A 26,143-nucleotide genomic window follows, 5' to 3' on the forward strand; every position below is an offset into this window, starting at 1 on the left:
GATGTACTAGAAACGGTGCTTACAGAGGACACCAGTGGGAAAACCTTACGCCCAAGAACTTGAGCAGCTGCATTCGACCTATGCGGCGTGCATGAAGATGGACATCAGTGGCCTTACAAAGACGTTGGAAGACTGTTACTGTCTTCCACTGGTCGCTATTGGCTCTGGAGGATCTTTTACTTCGGCTCTGGTAGCAGCTCACCTTCATTATCGCCATACCAGATGTATGGCTTTGGCTCTCACACCGCTGCAATTTATCCAAGACGGACAATTCAGAAAGGAATCCGCCGTCCTATGTGTGAGCGCGGGGGGACGCAATTCGGACATTAGGAAGGCGCTTCAAGTCGCTTTGTCCGTCGAAGCAAACAAGGTTATCGTTGCTTGCGCAAGGAAACACAGTCCGCTGGCAAGACTAGCTGAAGGTAATCTCAACGCGAAAACTATTCAATTCGATCTGCCTGCAGGAACAGATGGATTTCTAGCGACCAATTCGTTATTGGCTTTCTCAACTCTTTTTACCCGAGCATATGTCAACGCGTTTGGAGAAGACTGTTCATTACCCGCCGATCTCACCACCTTGATGAGCGCAACCCAAGACGGGCAGTTCTCGCTGGCTAAACTGCAGTCGAGATGTCGACCGCTCTGGCAGGCCGGTACGTTGATTGTGCTCTACGGGGGAGCGACACGAGCCGCGGCGTACGACCTTGAATCCAAATGCGTGGAAGCAGCTTTAGCCCCAGTACTCATTTCCGACTATCGCAATTTTGCACACGGTCGTCATCATTGGTTGGCAAAACGTGGCGACTCCTCGGCAATCCTGGCCCTTACGAGTTCGGAGGACAGAGAATTGGCTCAAAAAACTCTCCGGTTAATTCCGAAAGGCATTCCCATTGTCGAACTGGATTTTCCTGGGCCAGACCCGATCGCGTCTCTCGCTGCCATAACCACAGTTATTTACATTGTCGCCTCGGCCGGACAAACAAAAGGAATTGACCCTGGGAGGCCTGGTGTGCCGCAATTCGGGCAACGTCTTTACAACTTACGAATGGAGTCCAGTTCAGTGGTCAGGGAGAGTACGAGTGGCTCAGCTGTAGCTATCCGCCGCAAGACCGGAGCATTGCTAGAATCCTCTCTTTTGAAGCTGGATATGCATGCCTGGCTCACCCATTATCGCGGGTTTGTCAGAAAACTTACGAAAATTAAATTCGATGCTTTGGTTCTTGACTATGACGGAACGTTATGCGATGTCTCCGACCGGTTTGGCCCTTTAAGTCTGTCTATAGGGGAAGAAATAGAGAAATTGTTGGCGAATAACATAGCCGTTGGAATAGCCACAGGGCGAGGTAAATCGGTCAGAACAGCACTCCAGCAAACGCTGAAGCGAGCCCACTGGGACAAAATTGTTGTGGGATACTATAATGGAGGAGAGTGTGCCCTCCTCGCAGATGAGGGTTCACCGCAAAAATCGGAAGCGACTTGTGACGAGCTTGCCGCCTGCGCTGCTGCTCTAGAGAAGACATGGTGGTCCTCTATTTTCTCGAATATTGAAAAGAGAAAGCATCAAATAACCCTGAGCGCGGGGCCCGCAGCATCGTGTAAGAAATTCCGAGAGGTGGTCGGTGCGCTTGTTGAACAACATGGTCCAGTGGGAACTAGGGTACTGACCTCAGACCACTCAATCGACATACTAGCACCGGGAGTGAGCAAGCTCTCGGTAGTCCATGGAATCAAAAACCTGCTCCTCGGTGAAGACGATGCAGAAATTTTGTGCATTGGTGATCGCGGGGCCTGGCCTGGAAACGATTTCGAACTTCTTCGCGAGCCTCATTCCCTGAGTGTTAACGAAGTTTCAGCCGACCCGGTCACATGCTGGAACCTCGCACCTTTGGGCTCGCGAGGCGTTCAAGCGATGCTATATTATTTCAGATGTATGATTCTTGAACAGGATGGATTCAGATTGGACTTCTCGGGGGTCAAGAGACGATTACATGAAAGATGATCTGGCAGAGCGATTGTTGGGCGAGGTCATGCACTGGACGCCTCAAGAACTGGCTAGTGAGCGTCCCTGGCTCTTGAACATGGCTACATATAAATACAACGATTATCAACAGTATTCCCCAGGTATGCGCTTTATTGAGACCTTGGCCTTATGGTTAGATCAGTTTTCCATGGAAGAGAAGCAGATCGCCTATCAATTCGTGAAAGACAGACTGGTGTTCATTTCTCACGCCGAGATGAATCATGTTGTTTCTCTTGCTTATCAAGACTCCATCCGACCTTGGCTTCTTCGCCGGACTGCCTCAAAACTGGGGATTCCGGAGTGGAAACTTTCGAGCATCTCCAGGAGTCCAGATTTCAAGCAGTTGAAGAGAAGATGCTTGTTCTTGGGCATGAGTGACGGTGCGCGAACCGACCTGTTCAGACGAGTGAATAAGCATGAGCTGGATCACGAGCAAATACTTCAGTACTATGACATCTCGGAGGAGAAGGCCCGGGATCTCCGAGAAAAACTTCAAAAGGATTTATCGGAGTTATCAAATGGCCGAAGCAACTCATCGGACAGCTATTTTCAAATCGTGTTTTTGATGGATGATTTCTCGGGAAGTGGCACTAGTATCATTAAGCGGGGCGCCAATGAACTTTCGGGAAAAATGGCCAAGATACATAAAGAGATACGGAATTCTGAGGGCGCTTGGGCCGACTTGATTTCCTTAGAAGATCTTCACATATGCGTTGTTTTGTATGTTGCGACTCAAAAGGCGATTAACCATATTAACAATTTGGCGGATGAATTGTTGGGAGGCCAGGGTGCAAAATGGAAATTAATATGCGTGCACCCGCTTGATGAAAAGGTTCCTTTGCAGGGAGGCCGAAATGACGATCAAGACTTCCTGAATTTGTGTGACCAGGATCGATATTATGACAGCTCTGTTGAGGACGAGCATATGCGCAAAGGCGGCACCAATGCCAAGCGGGGGTTCGCCGGGTGTGCACTGCCGCTGGTGCTGAATCATAATACTCCTAATAACTCAGTGTTTCTGCTCTGGGCGGATCCAGGACGACACGAAAAAGGACAGCCAAGGGGACTGTTTCCCCGCATCCCCAGGCATGGTGGAAAGCCATGAACTCGCGACGGAATCCTTTTCGTTTGAGAGCTTCAGAACATGTGGAATCTGACGACGACTTCGTTAGGCTCTTCGCTCCACAGGTCCTTGATATTTTCGGCCACGACGATCAGTGGGCGCGGCCTAGACTCATCCGAAGCACTCCGGGTGAGGGCAAAACTTCGTTGTTAAGACTCATGACCCCTGGAGCCCTTCAGGCCGTCCAGGTTTTACGGAAGACTGAAGATAATGTGAAGGATCTGTTTAAGCGCCTTAAGCGGCTGGGAGCAGTTGACGATAATGGACCAAGAGTCCTGGGCATCTTGATTTCCTGTGCGCACAGCTACGCGGCTTTGGGAGATCTGGAACTGGAAGCAGTTAAGCACAAACGCTTTCTGACAACTCTTTTCAACGCGCGAATTGTGTTAGCCTTTCTCAAGGCAGTGCTGTCTTTTCATGGCAAGAGAAAGATTGAGGAACTCAGGGCAATCGAGTTAGTGCCCCCTGATCCCATGGTTCAGTGGCCAGGGCTTACCTTTCCAAGCAATGGAGAAATTCTCTATGAATGGGCACGGAACCAGGAACTGAGTGTATGTCGTGAACTGGACAGCTTTGCTCCGTTCACTGAATCAAATGTTCAGGGGGCGGATGAATTCTATCCACTCCGCTTTCTTGGTCCTGATTCTGTGAATTTTAGCGGTTTGCCCCTTGCCCCTCACGTCTTGCTCATGTTCGATGATGTTCATACGCTCACAACGTCTCAGCGTGAGTATCTTGTACGGACGGTTATCACAGCACGACCGAAAATCGGTGTGTGGTTCGCCGAGCGGATGGACGCGATGCGTTTCAATGAACTTGTATCGCCCGGAGCGAGATTGGGCAGAGATTATAGTGAGCCGATCGATCTGGGGGATTACTGGAGAAACAAAAGCGGGAGAGCCTTTGAAAAATTTGTGTCGAATGTGTCAGATAGTCGGGTCAAGGGTTCTGATGTTGTTGAGGTGAGTTCGTTAGTGACGTGTCTCAGAGACTCTCTTGACGGGATTTCATGGGACAGCAAGTTTCAGAGTTGCGCGGAGGAGATACGAAACCGCGTGGAGAAAAAAAGGGAAAAGTCACAACGGTACTCTGACTGGATGTCCTTTCAGATTAGCCAAGAGGACGATCTTGCCCCAAGAGAGAGCGCCCTGGAGTGGAGGAAGCTGGAAATACTCATCGAAAGGCGCGATCAAAATGTTCAACCAGAATTATTCGATCTTCCCATTCCGAATGATACTCTCGAAAAACCACTCAAAGATTCCAATTTGGCTGCGGCAGCCGAGCTATTCCTTTCTTTGGAATATCACGTGCCATACTATTACGGCCTCAAGAGGATTGCTGATATGGCTTCAGGCAGCATTGAGCAATTCCTTAGCATTGCTGGTGCCCTTTTTGAGGAGGTAATATCTTCCATTCTATTAAAACGTTCGCCCATTCTCGAACCTGAAGATCAGGAACGCATCGTGAAATCCGAGGCCCAACAATATTGGGATCATGCCTGCAGTGGACTCAGACACGTGCGCGAGGCAAAGAATTTATTGGAATCGATTGGTAATTTCTCTAGGTGGCAGTCCACCTTGCCGAATGCCCCTTATGCCCCAGGGGTCACCGGAATAGGCATTCGAATGGATGATGTCGAAAGGCTCCAACGGTCGATTCGAGATTCAAAAGGAGATGATCAGCGACGGCTGGCTTTTGTTATATCTTCATGTGTTGCCAACAATATCCTAGAGGCCAAGCCAAATGTACGATGTAAAGATCGCGACTGGTTGGTACTATACCTAAATCGGTTGCTCTGTGTCCATTTCGGATTGCCCTTGCAACGAGGTGGTTGGAGACAGAAGAGCCTTGAGGAACTGGTCGAATGGACAAAAGAAGTCCGGACAGGCGAAAGTCTGCCTAAGGGATCAGTATCATGAGCAACACCGAATACAAGCCACCTCGTTGGGAGACCTATGTTTATTACGAACACGATCCGTGCAAGAAGTTTTGGAAAGACTACTTATCAGGAGAGCGAAATGTTCTGATGATTGTCGGAATGGGCTTTGATCCTCGTATGTGCACCGGCCCCGAGATGATCCTCAGCGCTGGCGGCCAAGGTAAGCGAAAATGCTTGCTGATTCGATATATAGAGGGAGAGGACTCGATTTCCCGGAAGCATGACGATGATGTTCGCCACAATCGAGAACGTCTCAATCGACTTGTGAGTGACCCACACGATATTGAAGAGAGGTCCTTTGATGTTTGGAATCAAGAGGATAGATGGGTAGGTTCACGGAGAGCGGCGAATCAAATTGATGAAACAATTTTGTCCCAATTTACGGACATTATAGTGGATATAAGTGCCATGCCAAGAGGCATCTATTCGCCCATCATTACAAAGATCCTTTGGTTCATTGATCGCCGAAAAAACCAACACCTCCGATCTGCCAACCTTCACATATTAGTATCAGAAGACGTGGAACTGGATATACAAATTCAGGAGGAGCCCGCCGGCTTGCAAGCGGTGTACCTCATGGGTTTTTCAAGTGATTTTGATCAGCAGGCGGATGCTGATCGGCCGAAGGTGTGGATTCCCATTCTTGGAGAGGGGAAGCGCGAGCAACTGGAGAAGATTTATCGGTTTGTAGCCCCTGACGAAGTGTGTCCAGTATTGCCATCCCCGTCTGTCAATCCAAGACGGGCGGATAATCTTGTTGGTGAGCACAGGGAATTACTTTTCCAGACTTTTCGTGTGGAACCGAGTAATATTATTTACGCATGTGAATGGAATCCTTTCGAAGTTTATAGGCAAATTCGCCGCACGATTGTACAATACGATAAGGCACTCGAACGGCTGGGCGGATGTAAAGCTGCGGTATCAGCAACATCGAGTAAGCTGCTGTCCATAGGAGCGTTGCTGGCGGCATATGAGTGCAAATTCGATTTGGACTATCGAGTCGGGATTGCGACCGTCGAGGCCCATGGCTATTCTAAGAACAAGAAAGAGTCTGGTCTGGCCAACCAGGACAGGCTGCATACTTTATGGCTCTCCGGAGAATTTGAGGATGTTTAGGCTGATAAGCGAAACCGTTTCTCACGGCCAGCCTGCTTGCATAGGAAGTGGACTAGTAACGCTCGACGTGGTGATCTCCAATCAAGCCAACTCGACGTTCCGATTCTGGGCAGGGGGCTCGTGCGGCAATGTCCTTACCATTCTCTCTTACTTGGGTTGGCGGTCTTTTCCAGTGGCTCGTCTGGGGGACGACCCAGCCGCAACGGCCATTCTGGAAGACTTGAGCCAATTTGATGTATTGGACCGTTTCATTCACGTGGATGAGCGAGTGAGTACGCCCATCATTGTGGAGCGAATTATTAGACGGCTGAGCGGGGTCCCAAGTCATCGTTTCGAATGGAAATGTCCACGATGTGGCGGATGGCTGCCCCGGTTCAGGCCAGTTTTACGGGAGACTGTGAGACAGATTCTAACAGGACTTCCAGAAGCGAGAACCTTTTACTTTGACCGAATCTCGTCTGGCATTCTCGAATTGGCCCTCCACCTCAAGTTTAACGGGGCCTTGGTAGTGTTCGAACCGTCGGGCATGGGAAAAGAGCATGATTTTATAAAGGCACTGCAGGTAGCTCACATAGTCAAGTACTCTCGGGAGCGGCTTGCGGGAATCTCAACACTAGTCTTTAAATCGGAAGTGCCCGTGGTGGTCGAGACTCTTGGCTCCGAAGGGCTTAGATACCGATTGACGCTGAGGAACGGTTTACCAACAGCGTGGAGGCATTTGCCAGCAATCGAAGCGGGCAAGTTGCGTGATGCTGCAGGAGCGGGCGATTGGTGCACCGCGGGCATCATCCATTTCTTGGGCCAGGAAGGTGCAGCGGGCTTGGGGGCTAGTTCAGAGAAAGAGATCATTCAGGCTCTGCAACTAGGTCAGGCTTTGGCCGCCCTGAATTGTTGTTTTGAAGGGGCACGAGGAGGCATGTACGCGTTGGATAAAGCTCGATTTGACCAGTGGGTCAAAGCTCTTGCCAACGAAACCCAAGAAGAAACATGTGCATTCGATCAAATCGTCCAAATGCCAGGAGAGAAACGCACCAGTATCTGTCCTTCATGCACAGTTGAAAACGGACTCGTTCAATAAGGGTTGTCGGTCACCAAGTAGACGCGTCAATCGCAATTTCACAGGGCCTCTCCGGACTAACCCGCGATGCCGAACCCGGTGATCTCTATCCCTTCCAGAGAATAACCCCAGGAAGGACAGGCACCTTCCTGGAGGTCAAATACAGTGATCTTACCTCCTTCGCGTTCGATCAATTTCATTGAACATGCAGGACAGTGCGTCGCATTTACGTCTCTCCCGGGCGTGTTCCTGATATAGACGTGGTGGAGCCCTTCACCGATTCCAATTTACTTTGCGTGGCAAAGGCTGCATCTGACCTCACCTAGTTCCGATCGCTCATAGAGATAGGCTTCTCGCATCGCCGGGTCTCAAAACCGCACAACTACTTTGCCGAAGTGCGCGCCGCTCGCCATGTAACGGAGGGCCTCTTTCACATCCGAGAATGGAAAGATCTTGTCTATGACCGGCCTGATCCGGTGCACCGAGACGGCCCTGACCATGGCCTCCTGCATTTCCCGTGAACCGACGAAAATCCCCTGGATGCGGATGCTCTTCATGATCGCAGGCAGGGGATTGACTTCACCCGACTGGCCGGTGAGCACTCCGATCAGGCTGACAAGGCCGCCCACTCGAACGGCTCTGAGCGATTTGGCGAGCGTGCCGGCGCCGCCGACTTCGATTACCCGATCCACGCCCTTGCCACCGGTGAGTTCGAGCACCTTCTCATCCCAGTCGGGCTCTGTCCTATAATTGATTACCTCGGCCACACCCATTTCTTTGAGCCGCTTGAGTTTTTCATCGCTGCTGGATGTGCCGACGATCCTGGCTCCGGCAGCCTTGCCGAACTGCACCGCGAAGACGGACACTCCTCCGGTGCCGAGGGTCAGCACGGTCTCGCCGCAGGTGAATCCTCCAGTGTTGAGCGCGTGCCACGCGGCGAGTGCGGCGCAGGGCAACGTTGCGCCTTCCTCGAAGGATAGATGCTCAGGAATTGCAACCAGCCCATCTTCATGAAGGGCCACGTCTTCCGCCAGCACCCCATCGACCGCTCCTCCCAGAGCTGATTTTGCTGCCGCATCCGTGATCGGCCCTGAAATCCAGTTCTGAAAGAAGGTGCTCATGACCCGATCACCCTGTTTCCAGCGGGTCACACCGTCGCCTATAGCGACCACTTCACCGGCTCCATCGGAGAAAGGGATGAGCGGCAGAGACAGATTACGGCTGTATAAGCCGTTGATCATCAGCAAGTCCCGGTAATTGATCGAAGTTGCTTTCATCTTGACCACGACTTGCTGGTGCCCTGGTTTCGGTACTTCGTCTTCCACAAGTTTCAGCTCATCGATTCCAAATTCTTTCTCGATCCGATATAGTTTCATGGGCGACCTCCACACGCTTTTGTAGTAATTCCCAAATGGATTATTCCTTTAGCTCCGCCTGATGACACGGGATACCATAATATGTCATTGCGAGGGCGCAGCCCGAAGCAATCTCCATTGGTGGGCCAGGCTTCCAGCCTGTCTATTATAGTGATTCTCAAAAGTTATCCCTGAATGGAGGAGCACTGCTGGACGAGCCAGCAGTGGCACCCTTCGATTAATCCGTGATTACTTTCGAGAACCGCTATAGAATGACCGGCAAGATGCCGGTCCCACCGAAAATGAGATTGCCTCGTCGTTTCACTCCTCGCAATGACAATCCTGCCTGGCATCCTGAGGGAAAACGTGCGGAGTTAAGTAAACCGTCCATTCCCAAATTGTTGAACTTATTCAATAGTCGCACTCCAAAAAACCGGTAAGTTTAGGTGTCCCTGCCGGTCCATGCCCGGTGGGCGGTTAATTTGTTTGTTCCGGGCACATACCATGTTTAGTATCCGAGGTTTTCGCCAACCAACTTAACATGAATGCGGTCTTTGACCATGTGTCCTTCAATTATGCTCCACATATTGCAGATTCGCTGAGAAGACTTGCAGTCAACACAAAACCCTTTCTCTTTGCAGGGGTTCTTGAGGCCCAACCGGATCGTGTTAACAGGGGCGGAATAGTGCTTGACCCTGGCCATGGCCGCGTCCAAGTCCGGAGCGACCTTGTTCATTCCCACGACCAGGACAACCCTTCTCGGCCCAAAGCACATGGCCGCGACCCGGTTTCCCGTAGCGTCAAGGTTCACCAATTGCCCGTCCGACGTGATGGCATTGGAACTTGCGATCATGAAATCCGCGGTCATGCCTTTGCGTCGGAGTTCAAAAGCCTCCTCAGGCGAAATCCCGGGAAGGAAAGGATCAATCACCTGCACGCCGGACAGATCGCGTATCTTCTCCCATAAGCCCATTCCAACCGTTGTCATGGAACCGCAGCGGTAGACCGTGGCGCCGTCTGGTATCATGGCGACGATTTCATCCACGGCTTGAGCTACATTAGGCGCGTAGCTCCCTTCCATGCGGCGCTTCTCCAAATTTCGGATTATTTCCTTCGCCACCAATTCATTCCAGATCATTTGATGGTCGTCCATTTGTTGTTTACTCCTTGTGAATTCCATAAGACCGAAATTATTTGACATGTCTCCGGAATTTGCGAAGCCCGCCGGAGACCTTCCCACCTATCGTCCTCGTCCTTACGCAGTCTATCTCACAAACTTCGTGATGCATATACCGGCGACCAGAATGATGGGTTGCGACTGACTTCGTAGGGGCAGGCCCCCGTGCCTGCCCAAGGCGAGACCTTTTCGATACGAACAAAAAAAGTATGGAGGTGGCAAGAATTCTGACCACCTCCATACACTATGTTTTGACCGCTACCCGATCCGAGCATCAGGTGCAAACCGGGACACGGTTTCTCTTACAGGTCTGCTTCGAATTTGTAATACATCCATACGACCTGTCCTACTAGCTGCCCGGTGGCTTGCATTTGCTGTAAGCTGTCATTGAACTCCCCGCGCGACTTCAGCCACCACGTGACCAATCGGACCGGGCTGTATTTCCCTCCCGCGCCAATCATCTGCACGGACCCGGGAACCTGCATACGACCTCCAGGTGTAATCCCCGAGAAGGTCGAGGGGAACTTGTCCCCTTCGAGGGGAAACGCTTTGGGAAACGCGGCTTGGATTGCAACGGGATCCTTCACTGTTCCGGCCGCGACCATAGCCCGGGCCAGGGCGTGCATAGCACTGTAGTTGAGGGCTACTTCCCAGGTTAGCATTCGCTTGTACTCGCCAACGTATTTCTTGTCGAAATCGGCTGACGCTGCCGTGGGAGACTGGGCCACCGCGGCCACTCCAATGGTCTCGCCCATCAGTTTGGTGCCCTTTAGAATATTGGCAATGTAATCCATTTTGGCCTGGTCGATCAGGATAAATCCTCCTTTGTACCCCAGGCCCCGGGCCTGCTCCATGACCAGCGCCGTGGTGGCGGAGGGCCCGCCGATGAGCAAAGCATCGGGCTTGGTCGCCAGGGCCGCGGTCAACTGGGAGGAAAAGTCCGTCTCAGTGTAATAGTTGGCCGGCTTGTCCGCGGAGATCTGGCCGCCCTTGTCCTGCCAGTATTCTTTGAAAGCATGCCTCCATTCGTCCCCGTACGCCCCCAGGGTCACCACCATTGCGACCTTGCGCCATCCCTTTTTCCAAGCGAGATCGGAAAAGGCCTTCACGTAGACTGTGAACGGCGGGGGAATGGCCGTCAGCAGTTTGTTGCCCATTTCCATGGCTTTGGGCGTGCTGGTGTAAGCCATGAGAATGAATTCCTGCCCCTTCTCCTGGTTGACTCTGGCCATCGCTGCAAGGGTGTTGAAGACAGGGTTGAAGACCGCCGGCGCCTTGTGCTGATCCATCAACTTGCGTGAGTTGTTGACCGCCTCGGTGGGATCGATTCGATCGTCGAGCTTGACAAGTTTAAGCATGCACTTGTCCGCACCGACCGTGATGCCTCCGGCCGCGTTGATTTCCTTGATGGCCATTTCGACGCCGTTCGCGCAGTCCTGGCCGTATTCCGCAGCTACACCGCTGAGGGGTCCGGAAAACCCGATCACAACTTCTTTCGTCGCCTGAGCCGAGGCGCCGGCGGCAAGCCAGGCCGAAGCCAGAGCTACCGCCAGGAAAAACACAAAACCGATGAATCCTTTCGAATGCCTCATGGATTTGCCCTCCCTTTCTTTAGGTTGGAGTTGACTGGGCGTCCTTTTTCCGAACTTGCCGGTTACCTACAACCAACCACCGGCGCAAATGGTAGTTATATGCGACTAGGACTTTAGTGTGCCGTTACAGGTGGGCAGCTCCAGAGCCATGAAGGAGCAAACCGATCCCGGCACGATGAGGCACGGACTACGCCAAGCGAGGAGATAGGGCCTGGCGAGAATTTTGTCCTGTTGGTGCTTCGCATGGCCTCTATGTGGTGCAGCTGAGGCCACTCTCCAATGGGTTCGGTGGCGGAGTGCTTTGCATTCGCGCACAGCCGACGGGGGCTCACGTTCCGATGTACGCCTTCTTCACCTTGTCGTCGTTCATCAACTCGGAACTCGGCCCTTCCAGCACGATTCTTCCACTTTCCAGCACGTAGCCTCGCTGGGTGACCATCAAGGCCATGTTGGCGTTTTGCTCGGACAAGAATATCGTGGTTCCCGCTTCATGGATGGCTTTAATAACTTCCCCTATGATCTGCCGGACCACAAGGGGCGCCAATCCCATCGAGGGCTCATCGAGCAGCAGCATGTCCGGTTTGGACATAAGTGCGCGCGCAATAGCCAACATCTGCTGTTGCCCGCCACTGAACGTGCCGGCCAGTTGATTTTTCCGCGTCTCCAGGAGAGGAAACAGAGCGTAAACCTGTTCGAGAGATTGCTGCACGCCTTTTCGATCCTTGCGACGCGCGTACGCTCCGAGAGTCAGGTTCTTATACACCGAAAGTTGCGGGAAAAGCTGCCGTCCTTCCGGACACAAAGATAGGCCCAGACCCACGATTTTGTTCGCCGGCATCGAGTCGATACGCCGGCCATTGAACTCTATGGTCCCGTGAGACGGCTTCAACACGCCCGCTATGGTCCTGAAAAGCGTGGTTTTGCCGGCGCCGTTACTTCCCAGCAGGGTGAAACACGCCCCCTGCGGGATCTCCAAGGAGATATCCCGAACAGCCTCAAATCCACCAATAAATGTGGAGACATTGGTAAGTTTAAGCAACGTACTTTTCTCCCAGGTATGCCTCGATCACTTCAGAATTATTGCCAATTTCCTCAGGCGATCCTTCTGCGATCACCCTGCCGAAATTCAAAACTACGATCCGATGTGCCAAACCCATCACCATGCGCATCTTGTGTTCCACGAGACAGACCGTGATGCCGGCCACCTGATGGATCTTCCGGATCAGGTTGGTGATTTCCTCGGTATCCTCCAGGACTAAACCACCGGTGGGCTCGTCCAGCAGGATCACCTTGGGTTGACTGATCATGGCCACCCCGATGGACAGGCGCTTCTGCTCCGCCTGGGAAAGGGTGGAGACCAACTGAAACGCCTTTTGCTCCAACCCGATGAAGCCCAGGGTTTCCATGACCCGAGCCGTGGTCTCGGCCTTGTCCACACTCCACCCACGGCTGTGAAAGAGAGTGGACCAGAAGCCGCTCTTGGTCCGCAGCCGGTAGCCGATTGCGAGATTGTCCACGACCCGCAGTTGGTCGAACAGGGCGGTGGTCTGAAAGGTGCGGGCGATCCCTTTACGGGCTATGCGATGCGGCTTCAAGCCGGTAATCGCATGATCCTGAAGATGTATTTGGCCTGACGTGGGCTTGATCAGGCCGCTGATCAGCCCGAAAAGAACGGACTTCCCTGCCCCGTTGGGTCCAACAATGGCCAGTATTTCTCCCTCGCGAACATGCAGAGACACGCCCTCCACAGCCGCGAGGCCGGCAAAATGCTTGGTGAGATTCTCAACCTGCAACAGCACTCTTCGTTCCCTTCCTTGGCTCCTAAGATGCCCGCACTCTTTGCCGCAAATCGCTGATTGCGCCCATGATCCCGCGGGGAAAGTAAATGATTACCGCTATCAATAGTACCCCAAAAATAACCATGCGGTATCCTTCCAGAAACTGCAGGTTCTCCATGAGCACCGGAATAGCGAACGCGCCGACAATGGGTCCGGCCAAAGTAGCCGCTCCCCCCAAAAGGAGGTATACGAGCCAATTAAAGGTCAGCTCGATGGAAGCCGTGCTTGGGCTGATGCTGCCCACCAGGCTCGCATAGATACCACCGGCCATCCCGGCGAAAAAGTTGCCCACCACAAAAGACAGGATCTTGCCCCCGAAGGTGTCGATCCCCACCGATTCGGCCAGGACTTCATTGTTCCGAATGGCCATGAAACTAAGTCCCTGGAGAGAATAAACCAGCCGGTGCATGATCAGTAGCGTAAAGAGCAGGAAACCAAGAACCAGATAGTATTGGGCAGTCATGGTTTGAAAACCGATTGTCCCGACCCAAGGAATCGAGAGCGGGTTCGGCAGGGAGATACCCACGATGCCGTTATGCCCGCCAGTAAGGTCGATCCAATTGCCGGCCACAATGGAGACGATGACTCCGAAGCAAAGCGTGGCAATGGCAAAGTACGAACCCCGTGTACGAAGAGTGGGCAGCCCTATCAGAAAGCCGACCAGAGCCGCCAGCAGAGCTGACAGCGGAAGGGCCAGCCAGAAAGAGAGACCGCTCTTCGTCAGGATGGCCACACCGTAAGATCCTATGCCGAAGAACGCGGCGTGCGCCAGTGAGGCCTGGCCGGTATAGCCCAGAATGAGGTTCAAGCTCAGAGTGCAGATGGAGAAAAGGCAGCCCATAATTACGATCTGGAAGGCGTAGCGGTTAGTAATAACAAAGGGAAGAATCAGCGCCAACACGAGTAGAAGGACATAAGGCCAATTCTCACGCAAGAAGTTCTTCTCCGCCATCAGTGCACCTCCCCCCTGCCGAACAGACCGGTGGGCCTGATGGCCAGGATCAGGATCAGCGCGCCGAAAGCATAAACATCCTTATACGCAGCCGACAGATAGCCGCCGCCGATGGCTTCGAGGAGCCCCAGAATATAGCCGCCCAAGATCGCGCCCGGAATGCTGCCAAGCCCGCCCAGGATAACTATGATGAAGGCCTTCATCCCCAGAAGAGCGCCCATTGTAGGGGAAATCATAAAGATGGGGGCCACCAAACAGGCTGCCGCAGCAGCCGTGGCGGTGGAAATGGCAAAGGTCAGCGAGGAGACCAGGTTGACGTTGATCCCCACCAGCATAGCCCCTTCACGGTTCTGGGCCACCGCTTCAATGGTCGTCCCCGGAGTGGTTTTTTTGATAAAGACCTGGAGCAGGACAATGAGAACGATCGCGGCCACGATGACCAGCAGGCGCTGGTAGGTCATGGTGATGCCTAACACCTCCACGATTCCGGGGTAAGGATTAGGGATTCGCCGCCCCTGAGGTCCCCAAAGAGAGATTACCCCGGTCTCCAGGATCATCAACGCTCCGATCGCAGAGATAAAAGAGTTAATGTGAGGCTTGTCCTGTAAGGGCCGAAAGACGACCCTTTCCACCAGCATGCCTACGAGGGCCAGGATAACCATAGAAGCTACCAGGGCAGACCAAAACCCGAATCCGTGGAGGGTCATCAGGAAGAAACTGACGTACGCTCCCAGCATATAAAGATGGCCGTGGGCAAAATTGGGGATATTAAGGATGCCGAAAACCAGGGTCAGTCCTAAGGCCACTATCGCATAGGTGCTGCCCAGCATGATACCATTGAATACCTGTTGCAGAAAAAGTTCCATTGGCCTCTCGTCCATAGGGCCCGTCCAAAGCTACGCTCCGGAGGGGTCCTGCTAATTCATTCTGTCAAATCGGGATTCACTCTTGATCGCGCCGGCGTTTACACTTCGGCGGTGATACCGTGCGAGTCATCCCCGTTGGAAGCATGCCCCCACCTCTTGGAAGCGGGGGCACCGAGCTTCCTACTCTTCCTTCTCGAACTTGTAGAACTCCCAGGTCGCGTTGCCGACCGGCGCGGCCTCGGACTTAAATTTGTTGAATTCCTCTTGCGTTTTCAACCACCACGCACACATTTGAACCGGACCATATTTTCCCGCTTCGTCAATCGTCTGCACAGATCCCGCAACCTCCATGCGGCCTCCCGGCGTAATGCCCGAGTACTCCACAGGGTATTTGTCCCCGCTCAGAGGGAATGCCTTGGGAAAGGCGGCTCGGATCGCGACCGGATCCTTCACGGTTCCGGCCGCAGCCATGGCGCGCGCCAAAGCGTGCATGGCATCGTAGTTGAGCGCCACTTCCCAGGTTTGCATGCGCTTGTAGTCCTTCACGTATTTCTTGTCAAAAGCGGGCGCGGCTGCCGTGGGCGACATGGCCACCGCGGCCACGCCAATGGTGTTGCCCATCAGTTGGGTGCCCTTGAGAATGTTGGCGATGTAATCCATCTTGGCCTGATCGATGAGGATAAATCCGCCCTTGTACCCCAGACCTCTGGCCTGTTCAATGACCAGCGCCGTGGTGCCGGAAGGCCCGCCGATGAGCATAGCATCGGGCTTGGTGGCCACGGCTGCGGTCAACTGAGCGGAGAAGTCCGTCTCAGTGTAGTAGTTGGCCGGTTTGTCTTCAGTGATCTGGCCGCCTTTGGCTTGCCAGTGCTCTTTGAAAGCGGACCGCCACTCGTCCCCGTACGCTCCCAGGGTCACCACCATGGCAACCTTGCGCCATCCCTTTTTCCACGCTAGATCGGAAAAGCTCCTCACGTAAACCGTGAATGGAGGCGGTATGGCCGCCAGCAGCTTGTTGCCCATTTCGATCACTTTGGGCGTGCTGGTATAGGCCATGATAAGGAACTCGTGCCCCTTCTCCTCATTGATTCTGGCCATCGCTGCAAGGGTGTTAAAGACCGGATTGAACACTGCCGGCGCTTTGTACTGATCCAGCAACTTGCGGCAGTTACTGACCGCTTCTGTGGGATCAATTCGATCGTCGAGCTTGACGAGTTTGAAAAGGTGCTTCTCACCGCCAACGGTGATGCCTCCCGCGGCGTTGATTTCATTGACGGCCATTTCCAGCCCGTTCGTACAGTCCTGGCTGTACTCCGCTGCCACACCGCTGAGGGGCCCGGAATAACCTATTACCACTTCCTTGGCCGCCTGTGCGGAGGCGTCGGCGGCAAGCCAGACCGACGCCAGCAGTACCACCAAGAAAAAAACAAAACCGGTGAAACCTTTCCAGTACCTCATCACTATCTTCTCCTTTCGCTTAATTGCCGTGAAGTTTTCCTATCCAGAACTCGATGCCTGCGACGGTCGGCCAGGTTGCGCTTTTGCCTGACTGACCTGCCGGCGTTTTGTCGCTAAACCTCCAGGTACTTGGCCCGTGCCTCCGGGTTGGCGTTCAGTTCATCCATCGTCCCCTGGAAACCGATGTGCGCCTTGCCCATGAGGTAAACCCGATGAGCGAGAGACATGGCGACCTTGAGGTTGTGTTCGACCAGAAGGATGGAGACCCCTAAGTTATTGATCTCGGCCAGTACGTTGCGGACCTCTTTCACCATGATCGGGGCTAAGCCTTCTGTGGGTTCATCCACGAGCAGCAGTGACGGATTCCCCATGAGGGAACGGCCGATGGCCAGCATCTGCTGTTCTCCGCCGGAGAGATGGGCCCCTTTGCTGTTGGCTCTTTTCTGGAGGCTGGGGAAATGGTGGAATATCCTTTCCACTGTCCAGGCGTTGGGATCGCTTGAATTCACCTTCCCGCCCTTTACTCCGAGAAGCAGATTGTCCAAAACCGACAACGTGGGGAAAATTCGCCTTTCTTCCGGCACGTAACCTATGCCCGACATGGCTATCTTGTAGGGCGGCAGCCCGAAGAGAGGTTTGCCTTCGAAGGAAACCGTCCCTGAACGAGGCTTTACCAGCCCCATGATGCTCTTGAGCGAAGTGCTCTTGCCCATGCCGTTTCGCCCCAGGAGACCGACGATCTCGCCCTTCTCTACGGTCAGGGAGAAGCTTTGAAGCGCGTGACTGGAGCCGTAATAGGTATTGAGTTCTTTGACTTCGAGCAGCATCTCAGACCTCCAGATCACCCAGGTAGGCATCCCTAACCGCCTGGTTCCCCTGTATCTCCTCGGGGGTCCCTACAGCGATGATCCGCCCGTAATCAAGAACCGTCACTCGGTCCGCGAGGGAAAAAACCACATCCATATCGTGCTCTATTATGACCACGGTCTTGCCTTCGGTAAGCCTCTTGATCAGTTCCACCGTATGGTGCGTTTCATCCCGCGACATACCGGCCGTGGGCTCGTCCAGCATGATCAAATCGGGATCGGTCGCCAGGGCCAAGCTGATTTCCAGGGCACGATGTTTGCCGTACGATAACGCCCCTGCGGGAAAATCCCGTTCCCCGTCCAGACCGATCCTCCGCAGGACCTCTTCGGTCTCTTCGGTAATGTCCTTCATCTTGTCCACCATACGGAACAAGTTGAAACGTATTCCTCTTTTGGACAGGATGGCTAGGCGGATATTCTGAAAAGCGGTCATTCGGTCAAAGGTGCTGGTAATCTGAAAAGACCTTCCCAGGCCGAGCCGTGTCAGCTCATGGGGCTTGGCGCCGGTGACCTTCTTGCTCTTGAAAAGCACCTGTCCTTGCCTTGGCACGTAAGTTCCGGTGATGATATTGAACAGGGTCGTCTTTCCCGCCCCGTTGGGCCCAATGACCGCGTGCCGCTCTCCTTTTTCCACTTGCAGGTTAACGTCGAACAGGACTTTTAGCCCGCTAAAATCATGATACAGTCCGTTGGTTTCCAGGATGTTCATGAAGCCCCCTTCAAGGCAACTCTGGCGGTCCGGGACGGAAACCATGTTTGTTTCAAAAGGCTTATCGCGCCCATAAATCCCATGGGGGCGAACATAATGACCAGAATCAGGATAAGACCTATCACCAACTCAACCTGTTCCGTGTAGCGGCTCGTAAGTTCCTCTATGACCTGAAAGATGCCCGAGCCCACTATGGGGCCGAAAAAGCTGCCGACGCCTCCGATCATGGTTATCGTAATCGGAGCAAAGGAGGTCAGGACGTTCAATGCGGCGGACGAAATGAGGTTTTGAAACAATGCGTACATGGAGCCGGCCACCCCGGCAAAAGCAGCCGAGACGACATAAACCACCGCCTTGGTCTGGGGCACCTTGAACCCCAGGTAATCGATCCTCTTAGCGTTGTCACGTACGCCGATTTGGATCTGGCCAAAAGGCGTCTTTGTAAAGAACCAAATGATGAGAAGGCTGATCCCCAGGCAGACGACGGCAAAATAATAGAAGTTCTCCGGTTGTCTTATATCAATGGATACAATGCCCGGAATACTTACCGGCGGGATGGGAAAGCCCCCGATACCGTCCTCACCTCCTGTTATGTTTCGCAGTTTCAGCGCAAGGACGTGCATGAGTTCGCCAAAAGCCAGGTGTAGCATGGAAAAGGCCGTGCCGCTGACCCTGACGACGAGTGGGCACAATATGAGAGCAAGGGCAGCCGCGGATAACAGACCGATTAAGACCGCCGGCAACAGTGCCAGGCCCTCGATATGCTTCAGAGCCAAAGCCGTGCCGTAACCTCCGGCGCCAAAAAACATGGCATGTCCGAAACTCAGAAGCCCCGTGTAGCCCAGCAGCAAATTAAAGGAGACTGAAAAGAGGGCGAAGATGGCGAAGGTTACGAACAGGTTCGTATAGTAAAGCCCGAATAGTTTCGGGTAAGCGGCCAAGATCACAACGAGAACCAGCCAAAACACCCATTTAGAGACCTTGTTCGTCATTCCCGTTCTCCAAACAAGCCTGTAGGCTTAATCGCCAGGACTATGGCCATGAATAGAAACATCAGGACCGGCGCGAGTTGGGAGAAGAACTGAACTCCATAGGAACTCAGCAAGCCGAATATTATGGCTACTATAAACGCGCCCGAGAGGCTGCCAAGTCCCCCGGTAACCACCACCACGAAAGCATCCATTCCCACCTGGTCCGACAATCCGGGGAACACGGTCAGTATCGGGGCAACGGCAACTCCGGCTATTCCGGCCAGCCATATGCCAATTCCGAAAACCAACATAAAGACCAGGGGGATATTGATGCCGAGAGCACTCACCATACCCGCGTCGGAAACGGCAGCGCGCACGATTTTGCCCAAACGGGTTTTGTAGAGGAGTAAAGACATGATCGCCAAGACAGTGAGGGCCATCCCGATGACGAACAGCCTGTACACAGGGTAGTCCATGCCGGCAATGGACACCAAGCCCGTCAGCAACGGCGGGATCTTGACCGGAAGACTCTCTGTGCCCCAGAAGATCTTGACGGCGGCCAGAATAACCAAAGAGACGCCCACTGTCAGGATCAGCTCAGCCATATGTCCAAGGCCGCGCACTTGTCTAAGAAGAAATCTCTCCACGAGAATCCCAAAAAAAGCGGTAGCAACCGGCGCCAGGAGCAGAGCCGCCCAAAAACTGCCGGTCAAACTCACAAACTGGAAGCAAAAATACGCGGAAAGCATGAAGAAAGCCGCATGGGCGAGGTTCAGAATCCCCATCATGCCGAAGATGATATTCAGGCCGGAGGCTACCAGGAATAGGATCATGCCATAGGCTAACCCGTGTATGCCCTGGGCAATATACATTGCAGTTTTTGGATCCATCACTTCGCCCTCTTAGCGGAAGAGTACGCAGACCGAAAACCGTACGGCGAAAGCCACCGCAATCTTCATGCTATCCGAACCTTGAATTTGAGAAGAAACTCCGACGTTGTCTCTACGCTATGCGTTGTTCCTCGTCTCCCGACTCACTCTCCCCAACCGTTTTTCCCCTTGCACCGATCGAGTTTTTCGTCCATGAGGGGGAGCACTTTGTCTGCCGGGATTTTCGCCGAAGGCCCGGCATAGGAACAGCCCGTAAACCAATGGTGAGGAGGAATGTTGAAGTCCACTTTCTGTTCGTCAGGTACCACAAATTCGGCCACATAGAGGTCCTGGATCGCCTTGTGGTCGCAAGGCCTCATTTTCAGCGTCTTTCCATTCACAAAACGGTACGTATCGCCTTCCCAGACCTTGATGATCTTTTCAGGATCCGTGCTGGCGGCCCGCTCAATGACACTCAGGAGCCAATAGGTCTGCTGATTGTAGGAGCCTATATTCCCCCCTCCGTGTTCGAAGAGCTTCGTATTGAAAGGCGCCTGCCATTTGGTCTTCCACAGGTCGTTCCACATTTTGTAGTATTTAATTTGTTCCGGTGTCTTGAAGTAAGGATTGTCCGTGTACATCTGGCTAAGCTGGACCAAACCTTTCGTACCGTCAACACCTACTTCATGCAGGAAGTTGGGCTCGTCCAGGAAGATATGCGCAAAGGGAAGCGTAATCCCCATTTGCCTGGACTGCTTGAGGAGGTTGGCCGCGTCGGGAATCCAGTCGCCGGTGTAAACTACCTCGGCGCCGGCAGCCTTTATCTTGGTCAGGTAGGGAGCGAAATCGGTGAGGAACAGTTTGTGATAATCCTCTCCGACGATCTCGGCCTCAGGATAGAATTCTTTCAGCCCTTTCTTGAACCCGGCAGCCATCGCGTGGCCGAACATGTAATCTTGGCAGAGGATGTAAAACTTCTTTTCCTTCTTCCTTTGGCCATAGTAATTGGCCAGGCCGCGGCCGATCTGGTCGGTGGAAAAAGAGGACATGAAGGCATAACGAGAGAAATTTGTGGCATCCTGAAGGTCGTCGGTCAAAGAAGCGGTGTTATGGGCAATAACTTTGTATTTGTTGGCGGTTTCATTGATGATTTTCATCAGATGGCTGCCATCAGTGCCCCATAGCACGTGGACCTTGTCCTGGAGGACCATCCTCTCGCATATCTTCTTGCACTGGTCAGGCTTGCCCATGTGATCGGCCTTGATGACCTCGACCAGCTTCTTTTTCCCATCAACGAGGATGCCTCCTCTTTTGTTGATGTCGTGGGCTGCCCATAGGACTGAAATATAGTATATCTGTCCCACTAAGGCGGCCGGTCCGGAGAATGAAGCCACAAGGGCGATCTTGATGGTATCCCCTGTAGGGATCACGGGCTTGTTCGGATCAAAGTCGGACATATCGCCCATTTTGTTGACTTCAAAGGATGCATTGGCCTTCGTTAGGTCCGCTGCTACGGCAAGAGGCAGCCCCCAACCCAGGATTACAGCGAAAGCGACTACGGGAATAAAGACCTTCCAAAACATTGTTTTCATGCTTTTCTCCCTTTATGACAACATGATAAGGCTGACGCGATCTCCAGAACTCCAGGCCCGTTTCCGCCTCTCGCCACCTCCTTCCTATCGGGAAGAGAATGATATTTTAGCCTGTACGCTCCCCTCCGTTTTGCCATTCACGGGCAAGAAAGGCATTTTCTCGTGTTCTTCGCGAGAGAGTTTTCGATAGAGATGGTAGAAGAAAACACTCATTATCTCCCTCGCTTGTACCGATCGCATGGCATATTCAGAAGCCGAAAGCTGCCCCGACCCCGCTTGCCTGTAATATCTATGGCTCATGACCACGATATCACGGAACAAATCGCTGTAAAATTTTAACGCCTCAGGGTCAAAACCGTCCTTAGGTCCCAGTCCGATCCTGTCCATGTCCACGACGACCTTCCCCAACGTGAGGTCATCCTGGGAATAGATTTTTTGATCGTTTCGGATCTGGGGGGTTATGATACGCCATTCCTCCATCTTGGCCAGCCACCGCCGACCCAAGCCCGTGGCTTTCCGGAAATCTTGTTCTCCCGCTATCTCGGTGGGGAGAAGCTTGTCCACAGGGCGAAAGTAGTCGGTGTGAAGTTGGAGGTACCATTCCCTTTCCGGGGAGCCCTTCTCGTATTTGAGAATTTTTTTGATCACAGATAGCGGGAGAAAGCAGTGGTCCTGGAATTCCTTGATAATGCGAATTCGCTCCACATAGCTTTCGTTATAGTCGGCGACGTTCTTCCCCAGTTTCCGGGGTCGCGGGAGAAGGCCCTCGCGGATGTAGTAGTGGATGGTCTCCTTGGACACCTGGGTCTGTTTAACCAGCTCGCTGATCTTCACTAGACCCCTCCTTGTGAATCGCTCGTTCTCCCTCCTTGCCAGGTAGAAGATGGAGCTTCCGCTCAGGCATTCGTGTCCGTTCCAAGAGGGCAGGCCGATTAGTGATCAGGGCATTCTATAGAACATTCGGGTCGGGCTGTCAAACATAAAATTTGCGCGCAGGGGATAGTGCGATATTTTTGCGTGACTTTTTCATAAAGCATGTAGTAATACTTATCGCTATCATGGACGTGGCACCTTTCCGGGTGCCGTTCCGCCAATTCAAATCAAAAGCGGGAGGTAATGCTCATGGAGTCCAGGCCCTGGCAGCGGCACTACGACTACAACGTCCCCTTCACAATCCGATACCCTCGGATCCCACTCCACGATTTGATCGGTATCCCATCGAATTCTTACCCCGACAAAGCAGCCCTCAACTTCTTCGGGACCGAGATAACCTTCTGGGAGCTACGCCTACTGGTGTTGCGCATGGCGAACGCCCTGGCAAAGCTGGGCGTGCAGAAGGGAGACAAGGTCGGGATGAACCTGCCCAACTGCCCCCAGTACCTCATCGCCAACTACGCGGCTCTCTCTTTAGGGGCTGTGGTGGTGAACCTGAACCCCATGTACACGACGGCGGAACTAAAGCACGCTGCTGACAAGACCGGGATGACAACCCTCTTCACCTTCGACATGGTCCTACCCAACATCCGCGCGCTTTGCCAAGAGGTAGAAATCCAGCGAGTGATAGTGACCAAGGTGACCGACTACATCACCGGGCTCGGCCAGAGCACAAAGGAAAGTCTGGAACTGGAACCGAAGTGGTATCATTTCTCGGAGTTGCTGGACGGCTGCACGGAGACGCGGCGCCCGCGAGTGCAAGTGAACCCCGAGGACCCTTGCATGATTCAATTCACCGGAGGAACCACGGGCGTCCCCAAGGCCGCGGTTCTCACCCATGCCAACCTCGTCGCCGCCACCTTCCAGTGCGCGCTGTGGGGCTCTTCAACCACTACTCTCACGCCTCCGGAACGTCGCTCTGTGGTGGCTGTGCTCCCGTACTTTCACGTTTACGGGAACATCGTCGTCATGAATTGGGCCATGCTCAACTGCGCCACCCAAATAGTTATCCCCCGGTTCCAGATCGACGAGATCATGGGCACCCTCGAGAACTTTAAAGAGATCACTTTCTTTCCCGCTGTCCCGACTATGATTACGGCGATTATCAACCATCCCAAAGCCGCGGAGATGGATCTCGGCAAAAAGCTGGGTCTCCTGAATTCGGGCGCGGCGCCAATGCCCCAGGAACTCATCGAACAGGTCAAGGACATGGGCATTTTCTTCAGCGAAGGTTGGGGGATGAGCGAGACAACCTCCTTGGGAGTCGCCAACCCCATCATGGGTATGAAGAAGGTAGGCAGCATCGGCGTACCGTTTCCGGACACCGATATCCGGATCGTGGACGTGGAGCAAGGAGTGGAAGACGTCAAGCCGGGTGAGCCGGGTGAGCTGCTAATAAAGAGCCCCCTGATCATGAGGGAGTACTATCGCAATCCGGAGGAGACTGCCGGACAGATCAAAGACGGATGGCTGAGTACCGGTGACATTGTGGTCCGTGACGAAGACGATTATCTATTCGTTGTGGATCGCAAGAAAGATATGGTTATTGCCGGTGGATTCAACATATATCCCCGAGAGATCGACGAGGTGCTCTACCAACATCCCAAGGTGTTGGATGCTGTATCCGTAGGCATCGCGGACGAGTACCGGGGTGAGACAATGAAGGCTTACGTCGTGCTAAAGCCGGGAGAAACCGCGAGCGGTGACGAAATCATCGCTTTTTGCAAGGAGAAACTCGCCACCTATAAGGTGCCCAAGTTAGTGGAGTTCCGGGACGCCCTCCCCAAGTCCGCGGTCGGCAAGGTCCTCCGCAAGATCCTGAGGGCCGAGGAAGAGGCGAAGCGGAAGGCCTAATGCGGAATCGATTTCAAACGGTGAAGATTGTTTGATCCAAAATCAGCACGGACCTGAGGTCTCTCAGGTCCGTGCGGGATTTACCTGATCCTTCAGTGTTTGAACGCGCCTTGGTATGACAGACGATCCTGGTAGTACCATTTCACCGCAGATACCGCGGAGATGCCGGAGATACAGAACAACTACAGTATTTGCCAAAAATTTTGTCAGATTCGGAAGGACGACATTCCGTCATTCCTGCGATCCCCAAGTTTGCTCCGGTGAAAACCGGGGCAAGCATCGAGTTCCGCGTCTCACGGGATTGCCAGGATTACCCCTTTCGCGGGAACGACGTGCGAGCCGTTGGCGTCCACGGACATTATTTCCGGCAAATGCTATAATGGCTCTGCGCGATCTCTGCGGTGGTAGACCCCCAGCTCTACTGCACGAAGCATCCTTGCCTGACTGAATGCTTATGAGTGAATTCGTTTCACGATTCATTCTCGAACTGTGGCACTACAAACAAAATGGAGGTTGTCCAAATGAGCGTGCCGAAAGTGGCAATTGTTCGCTACGGTAAGCCCCTGGAATCGGTTAAGAAAGCTGTCGATCTATCGGGTGGGCTTGATCATCTCCCCAGTGGAGCCAAGGTCTTTGTGAAACCTAATATCGTCTTCTGGACACGTTTGGTTCCGTTTCCCAAATATGGCGTGATAACGACATCCAGAGTAATAGCTGATGTGGTCCACTTGCTGAAGGAACGGGGGATCGACGACATCAGCATTGGCGAAGGCACCGTGGTTTACAACCCGAAGGACTATGAAACCGCGGCCCACGCGTTCGAGACTCTGGGCTACGGTTCCCTCAAAAAGCGCTACGGGGTGAAATGCATAAACGTATTTGAGAGGCCCTTTGAAAAGGTTGACCTCGGCGGCGGGGTGACGCTCGCTTTCAACACTGACATTCTCCATAGCGATTTTGTAGTGAACGTGCCGGTGCTGAAAACCCACGCGCAAACAATCGTAACCCTTGGAATCAAGAATCTCAAAGGGATGATAGACGTTAACTCCCGCAAGAAATGCCACTCTGCGGACCCTGAAAAGGATCTGCATTACATGGTGTCGAAGCTTGCCAACAAAATTCCACCGTCGTGCACCATTCTTGACGGCATTTATACCAATGAGCGCGGACCTTCTTTTGACGGCAGAATAAGGAGAAGCAACATACTGGTGGCGTCCGGGGATGTGCTCTCCGCGGACAAGGTGGGAGCCACAATACTAGGGTACAAGCCCTCCCAGATCCCTCACCTCGCGTATGCCGCCAAGGACATGGGCAGGACATCGGATCTGTCGGACCTCGAAATAGTCGGCGAAAAGATCGAAGATGTGGCAATGAATCTGGAGTACACTTTCGCGTACAGCGCGAGCGGCGATCTGCCCGCGCCGATGGAAAAGATGGGGATAAAGGGACTCTCTTATCCGAAGTACGACTTAAGTCTGTGTACTTATTGTTCCGGGCTCACGGGCGTTGTGTTGACGGCCGTAGGTCGCGCGTGGGGAGGCAAAGCTTGGGACGATGTCGAAATCCTGACGGGCAAGATGATGAAGCCCACACCCGGGCGCAAGCACACCATCCTTTTAGGGAAGTGCATGTTCGAGGCAAATAAGAACAATCCCGACATAAACCATATGATAGCGGTGAAGACGTGCCCGCCGGCCCCTGAAGCGGTCGTGAAAGCGTTGCATGAGGCCGGGATTCAAGTGGACCCGGAAATTTTGACCGGCAGGGACAAGGTGGTTGGAGCTTACACGAAACGATACGAGGGAAAGGCCGAGTTTGACGAATCCTTTTTTACCGTCGGCTGATACTGTGTCGGG

At 53.3% G+C, this 26,143-nt stretch carries 21 protein-coding genes; 7 read left to right on the plus strand and 14 right to left on the minus strand.

The annotated features are described in order from the left end of the window. Nucleotides 1–847: 847 nt before the first annotated feature. From HY913_07815 to HY913_07835, 5 genes are read left to right on the plus strand one after another with little or no spacing between them, the layout of a single operon-like run. Nucleotides 848–1,999 (plus strand): hypothetical protein, encoded by a 1,152-nt coding sequence (locus tag HY913_07815; GenBank protein ID MBI4963166.1) that lies wholly within the window; start codon nt 848–850, stop codon nt 1,997–1,999. Next, complete coding sequence (locus HY913_07820; GenBank protein ID MBI4963167.1) at nt 1,989–3,125, plus strand: hypothetical protein; 1,137 nt, start codon at nt 1,989–1,991, stop codon at nt 3,123–3,125. Before HY913_07815 ends, HY913_07820 begins: the two co-directional genes overlap by 11 nt. Beyond that, nucleotides 3,122–5,062 (plus strand): hypothetical protein, encoded by a 1,941-nt coding sequence (locus tag HY913_07825; GenBank protein MBI4963168.1) that lies wholly within the window; start codon nt 3,122–3,124, stop codon nt 5,060–5,062. The genes HY913_07820 and HY913_07825 overlap by 4 nt, the downstream gene beginning before the upstream one ends. After that, entirely contained in the window at nt 5,059–6,198 is a 1,140-nt protein-coding gene (locus tag HY913_07830) for a hypothetical protein (protein MBI4963169.1), read from the plus strand. The genes HY913_07825 and HY913_07830 overlap by 4 nt, the downstream gene beginning before the upstream one ends. After that, nucleotides 6,191–7,276, plus strand: coding sequence for a carbohydrate kinase (locus HY913_07835; GenBank protein ID MBI4963170.1), 1,086 nt, complete (start codon nt 6,191–6,193; stop codon nt 7,274–7,276). Before HY913_07830 ends, HY913_07835 begins: the two co-directional genes overlap by 8 nt. Nucleotides 7,277–7,623: 347 nt before the next feature. Here the strand turns inward: HY913_07835 and HY913_07840 are convergent, their stop codons facing one another. From HY913_07840 to HY913_07905, 14 genes are all read right to left on the minus strand, one after another. After that, nucleotides 7,624–8,631: an NAD(P)-dependent alcohol dehydrogenase gene (locus HY913_07840; protein MBI4963171.1), complete on the minus strand. Its 1,008-nt coding sequence runs from the start codon at nt 8,629–8,631 to the stop codon at nt 7,624–7,626. 487 nt (nt 8,632–9,118) lie between these two features. Continuing rightward, nucleotides 9,119–9,763 carry a lactate utilization protein gene (locus HY913_07845; protein MBI4963172.1) on the minus strand — a complete coding sequence of 215 codons (645 nt, stop codon included), beginning with the start codon at nt 9,761–9,763 and terminating at the stop codon, nt 9,119–9,121. A 326-nt stretch (nt 9,764–10,089) separates the two neighbouring features. Further along, nucleotides 10,090–11,379: an ABC transporter substrate-binding protein gene (locus tag HY913_07850; protein MBI4963173.1), complete on the minus strand. Its 1,290-nt coding sequence runs from the start codon at nt 11,377–11,379 to the stop codon at nt 10,090–10,092. 328 nt (nt 11,380–11,707) lie between these two features. After that, nucleotides 11,708–12,418 (minus strand): ABC transporter ATP-binding protein, encoded by a 711-nt coding sequence (locus tag HY913_07855; GenBank protein ID MBI4963174.1) that lies wholly within the window; start codon nt 12,416–12,418, stop codon nt 11,708–11,710. Beyond that, entirely contained in the window at nt 12,411–13,175 is a 765-nt protein-coding gene (locus HY913_07860; GenBank protein ID MBI4963175.1) for an ABC transporter ATP-binding protein, read from the minus strand. Before HY913_07860 ends, HY913_07855 begins: the two co-directional genes overlap by 8 nt. A 25-nt stretch (nt 13,176–13,200) precedes the next feature. Next, nucleotides 13,201–14,169 carry a branched-chain amino acid ABC transporter permease gene (locus tag HY913_07865; protein ID MBI4963176.1) on the minus strand — a complete coding sequence of 323 codons (969 nt, stop codon included), beginning with the start codon at nt 14,167–14,169 and terminating at the stop codon, nt 13,201–13,203. After that, the gene (locus tag HY913_07870) at nt 14,169–15,035 is read right to left on the minus strand and encodes a branched-chain amino acid ABC transporter permease (GenBank protein MBI4963177.1); all 867 of its coding nucleotides are present in this window, start codon (nt 15,033–15,035) and stop codon (nt 14,169–14,171) included. The genes HY913_07865 and HY913_07870 overlap by 1 nt, the downstream gene beginning before the upstream one ends. Before the next feature lie 180 nt (nt 15,036–15,215). Then, nucleotides 15,216–16,493: an ABC transporter substrate-binding protein gene (locus tag HY913_07875; GenBank protein ID MBI4963178.1), complete on the minus strand. Its 1,278-nt coding sequence runs from the start codon at nt 16,491–16,493 to the stop codon at nt 15,216–15,218. 113 nt (nt 16,494–16,606) lie between these two features. Next, complete coding sequence (locus HY913_07880) at nt 16,607–17,320, minus strand: ABC transporter ATP-binding protein (protein MBI4963179.1); 714 nt, start codon at nt 17,318–17,320, stop codon at nt 16,607–16,609. Nucleotide 17,321: 1 nt separating this feature from the next. Continuing rightward, nucleotides 17,322–18,068, minus strand: coding sequence for an ABC transporter ATP-binding protein (locus HY913_07885; GenBank protein MBI4963180.1), 747 nt, complete (start codon nt 18,066–18,068; stop codon nt 17,322–17,324). Further along, nucleotides 18,065–19,060 carry a branched-chain amino acid ABC transporter permease gene (locus HY913_07890; GenBank protein ID MBI4963181.1) on the minus strand — a complete coding sequence of 332 codons (996 nt, stop codon included), beginning with the start codon at nt 19,058–19,060 and terminating at the stop codon, nt 18,065–18,067. The genes HY913_07885 and HY913_07890 overlap by 4 nt, the downstream gene beginning before the upstream one ends. Next, on the minus strand, nt 19,057–19,929 hold the full coding sequence (locus tag HY913_07895) for a branched-chain amino acid ABC transporter permease (GenBank protein MBI4963182.1): 873 nt from the start codon (nt 19,927–19,929) through the stop codon (nt 19,057–19,059). Before HY913_07895 ends, HY913_07890 begins: the two co-directional genes overlap by 4 nt. A 143-nt stretch (nt 19,930–20,072) precedes the next feature. Then, complete coding sequence (locus HY913_07900) at nt 20,073–21,491, minus strand: ABC transporter substrate-binding protein (GenBank protein MBI4963183.1); 1,419 nt, start codon at nt 21,489–21,491, stop codon at nt 20,073–20,075. A gap of 93 nt (nt 21,492–21,584) precedes the next feature. After that, nucleotides 21,585–22,334, minus strand: coding sequence for a MerR family transcriptional regulator (locus tag HY913_07905; GenBank protein ID MBI4963184.1), 750 nt, complete (start codon nt 22,332–22,334; stop codon nt 21,585–21,587). A 288-nt stretch (nt 22,335–22,622) separates the two neighbouring features. On the opposite strand from HY913_07905, the gene HY913_07910 reads away from it, so the two are divergent. Together HY913_07910 and HY913_07915 are read left to right on the plus strand one after the other, a co-directional pair. Next, nucleotides 22,623–24,287 carry a long-chain fatty acid--CoA ligase gene (locus HY913_07910; protein ID MBI4963185.1) on the plus strand — a complete coding sequence of 555 codons (1,665 nt, stop codon included), beginning with the start codon at nt 22,623–22,625 and terminating at the stop codon, nt 24,285–24,287. A 521-nt stretch (nt 24,288–24,808) separates the two neighbouring features. Further along, entirely contained in the window at nt 24,809–26,131 is a 1,323-nt protein-coding gene (locus HY913_07915) for a DUF362 domain-containing protein (GenBank protein MBI4963186.1), read from the plus strand. Nucleotides 26,132–26,143 lie beyond the last annotated feature (12 nt).

Source organism: Desulfomonile tiedjei, from assembly GCA_016212925.1.
Classification (GTDB): Bacteria; Desulfobacterota; Desulfomonilia; order Desulfomonilales; family Desulfomonilaceae; genus JACRDF01.

Coding starts and splice junctions, on each gene's coding strand:
- HY913_07820 (MBI4963167.1), top strand. CDS start 1,989: ATGAAAGATGATCTGGCAGAGCGATTGTTGGGCGAGGTCATGCACTGG.
- HY913_07825 (MBI4963168.1), top strand. CDS start 3,122: ATGAACTCGCGACGGAATCCTTTTCGTTTGAGAGCTTCAGAACATGTG.
- HY913_07830 (MBI4963169.1), top strand. CDS start 5,059: ATGAGCAACACCGAATACAAGCCACCTCGTTGGGAGACCTATGTTTAT.
- HY913_07835 (MBI4963170.1), top strand. CDS start 6,191: ATGTTTAGGCTGATAAGCGAAACCGTTTCTCACGGCCAGCCTGCTTGC.
- HY913_07840 (MBI4963171.1), bottom strand. CDS start 8,631: ATGAAACTATATCGGATCGAGAAAGAATTTGGAATCGATGAGCTGAAA.
- HY913_07845 (MBI4963172.1), bottom strand. CDS start 9,763: ATGGACGACCATCAAATGATCTGGAATGAATTGGTGGCGAAGGAAATA.
- HY913_07850 (MBI4963173.1), bottom strand. CDS start 11,379: ATGAGGCATTCGAAAGGATTCATCGGTTTTGTGTTTTTCCTGGCGGTA.
- HY913_07865 (MBI4963176.1), bottom strand. CDS start 14,169: ATGGCGGAGAAGAACTTCTTGCGTGAGAATTGGCCTTATGTCCTTCTA.
- HY913_07870 (MBI4963177.1), bottom strand. CDS start 15,035: ATGGAACTTTTTCTGCAACAGGTATTCAATGGTATCATGCTGGGCAGC.
- HY913_07875 (MBI4963178.1), bottom strand. CDS start 16,493: ATGAGGTACTGGAAAGGTTTCACCGGTTTTGTTTTTTTCTTGGTGGTA.
- HY913_07880 (MBI4963179.1), bottom strand. CDS start 17,320: ATGCTGCTCGAAGTCAAAGAACTCAATACCTATTACGGCTCCAGTCAC.
- HY913_07885 (MBI4963180.1), bottom strand. CDS start 18,068: ATGAACATCCTGGAAACCAACGGACTGTATCATGATTTTAGCGGGCTA.
- HY913_07890 (MBI4963181.1), bottom strand. CDS start 19,060: ATGACGAACAAGGTCTCTAAATGGGTGTTTTGGCTGGTTCTCGTTGTG.
- HY913_07895 (MBI4963182.1), bottom strand. CDS start 19,929: ATGGATCCAAAAACTGCAATGTATATTGCCCAGGGCATACACGGGTTA.
- HY913_07900 (MBI4963183.1), bottom strand. CDS start 21,491: ATGTTTTGGAAGGTCTTTATTCCCGTAGTCGCTTTCGCTGTAATCCTG.
- HY913_07910 (MBI4963185.1), top strand. CDS start 22,623: ATGGAGTCCAGGCCCTGGCAGCGGCACTACGACTACAACGTCCCCTTC.
- HY913_07915 (MBI4963186.1), top strand. CDS start 24,809: ATGAGCGTGCCGAAAGTGGCAATTGTTCGCTACGGTAAGCCCCTGGAA.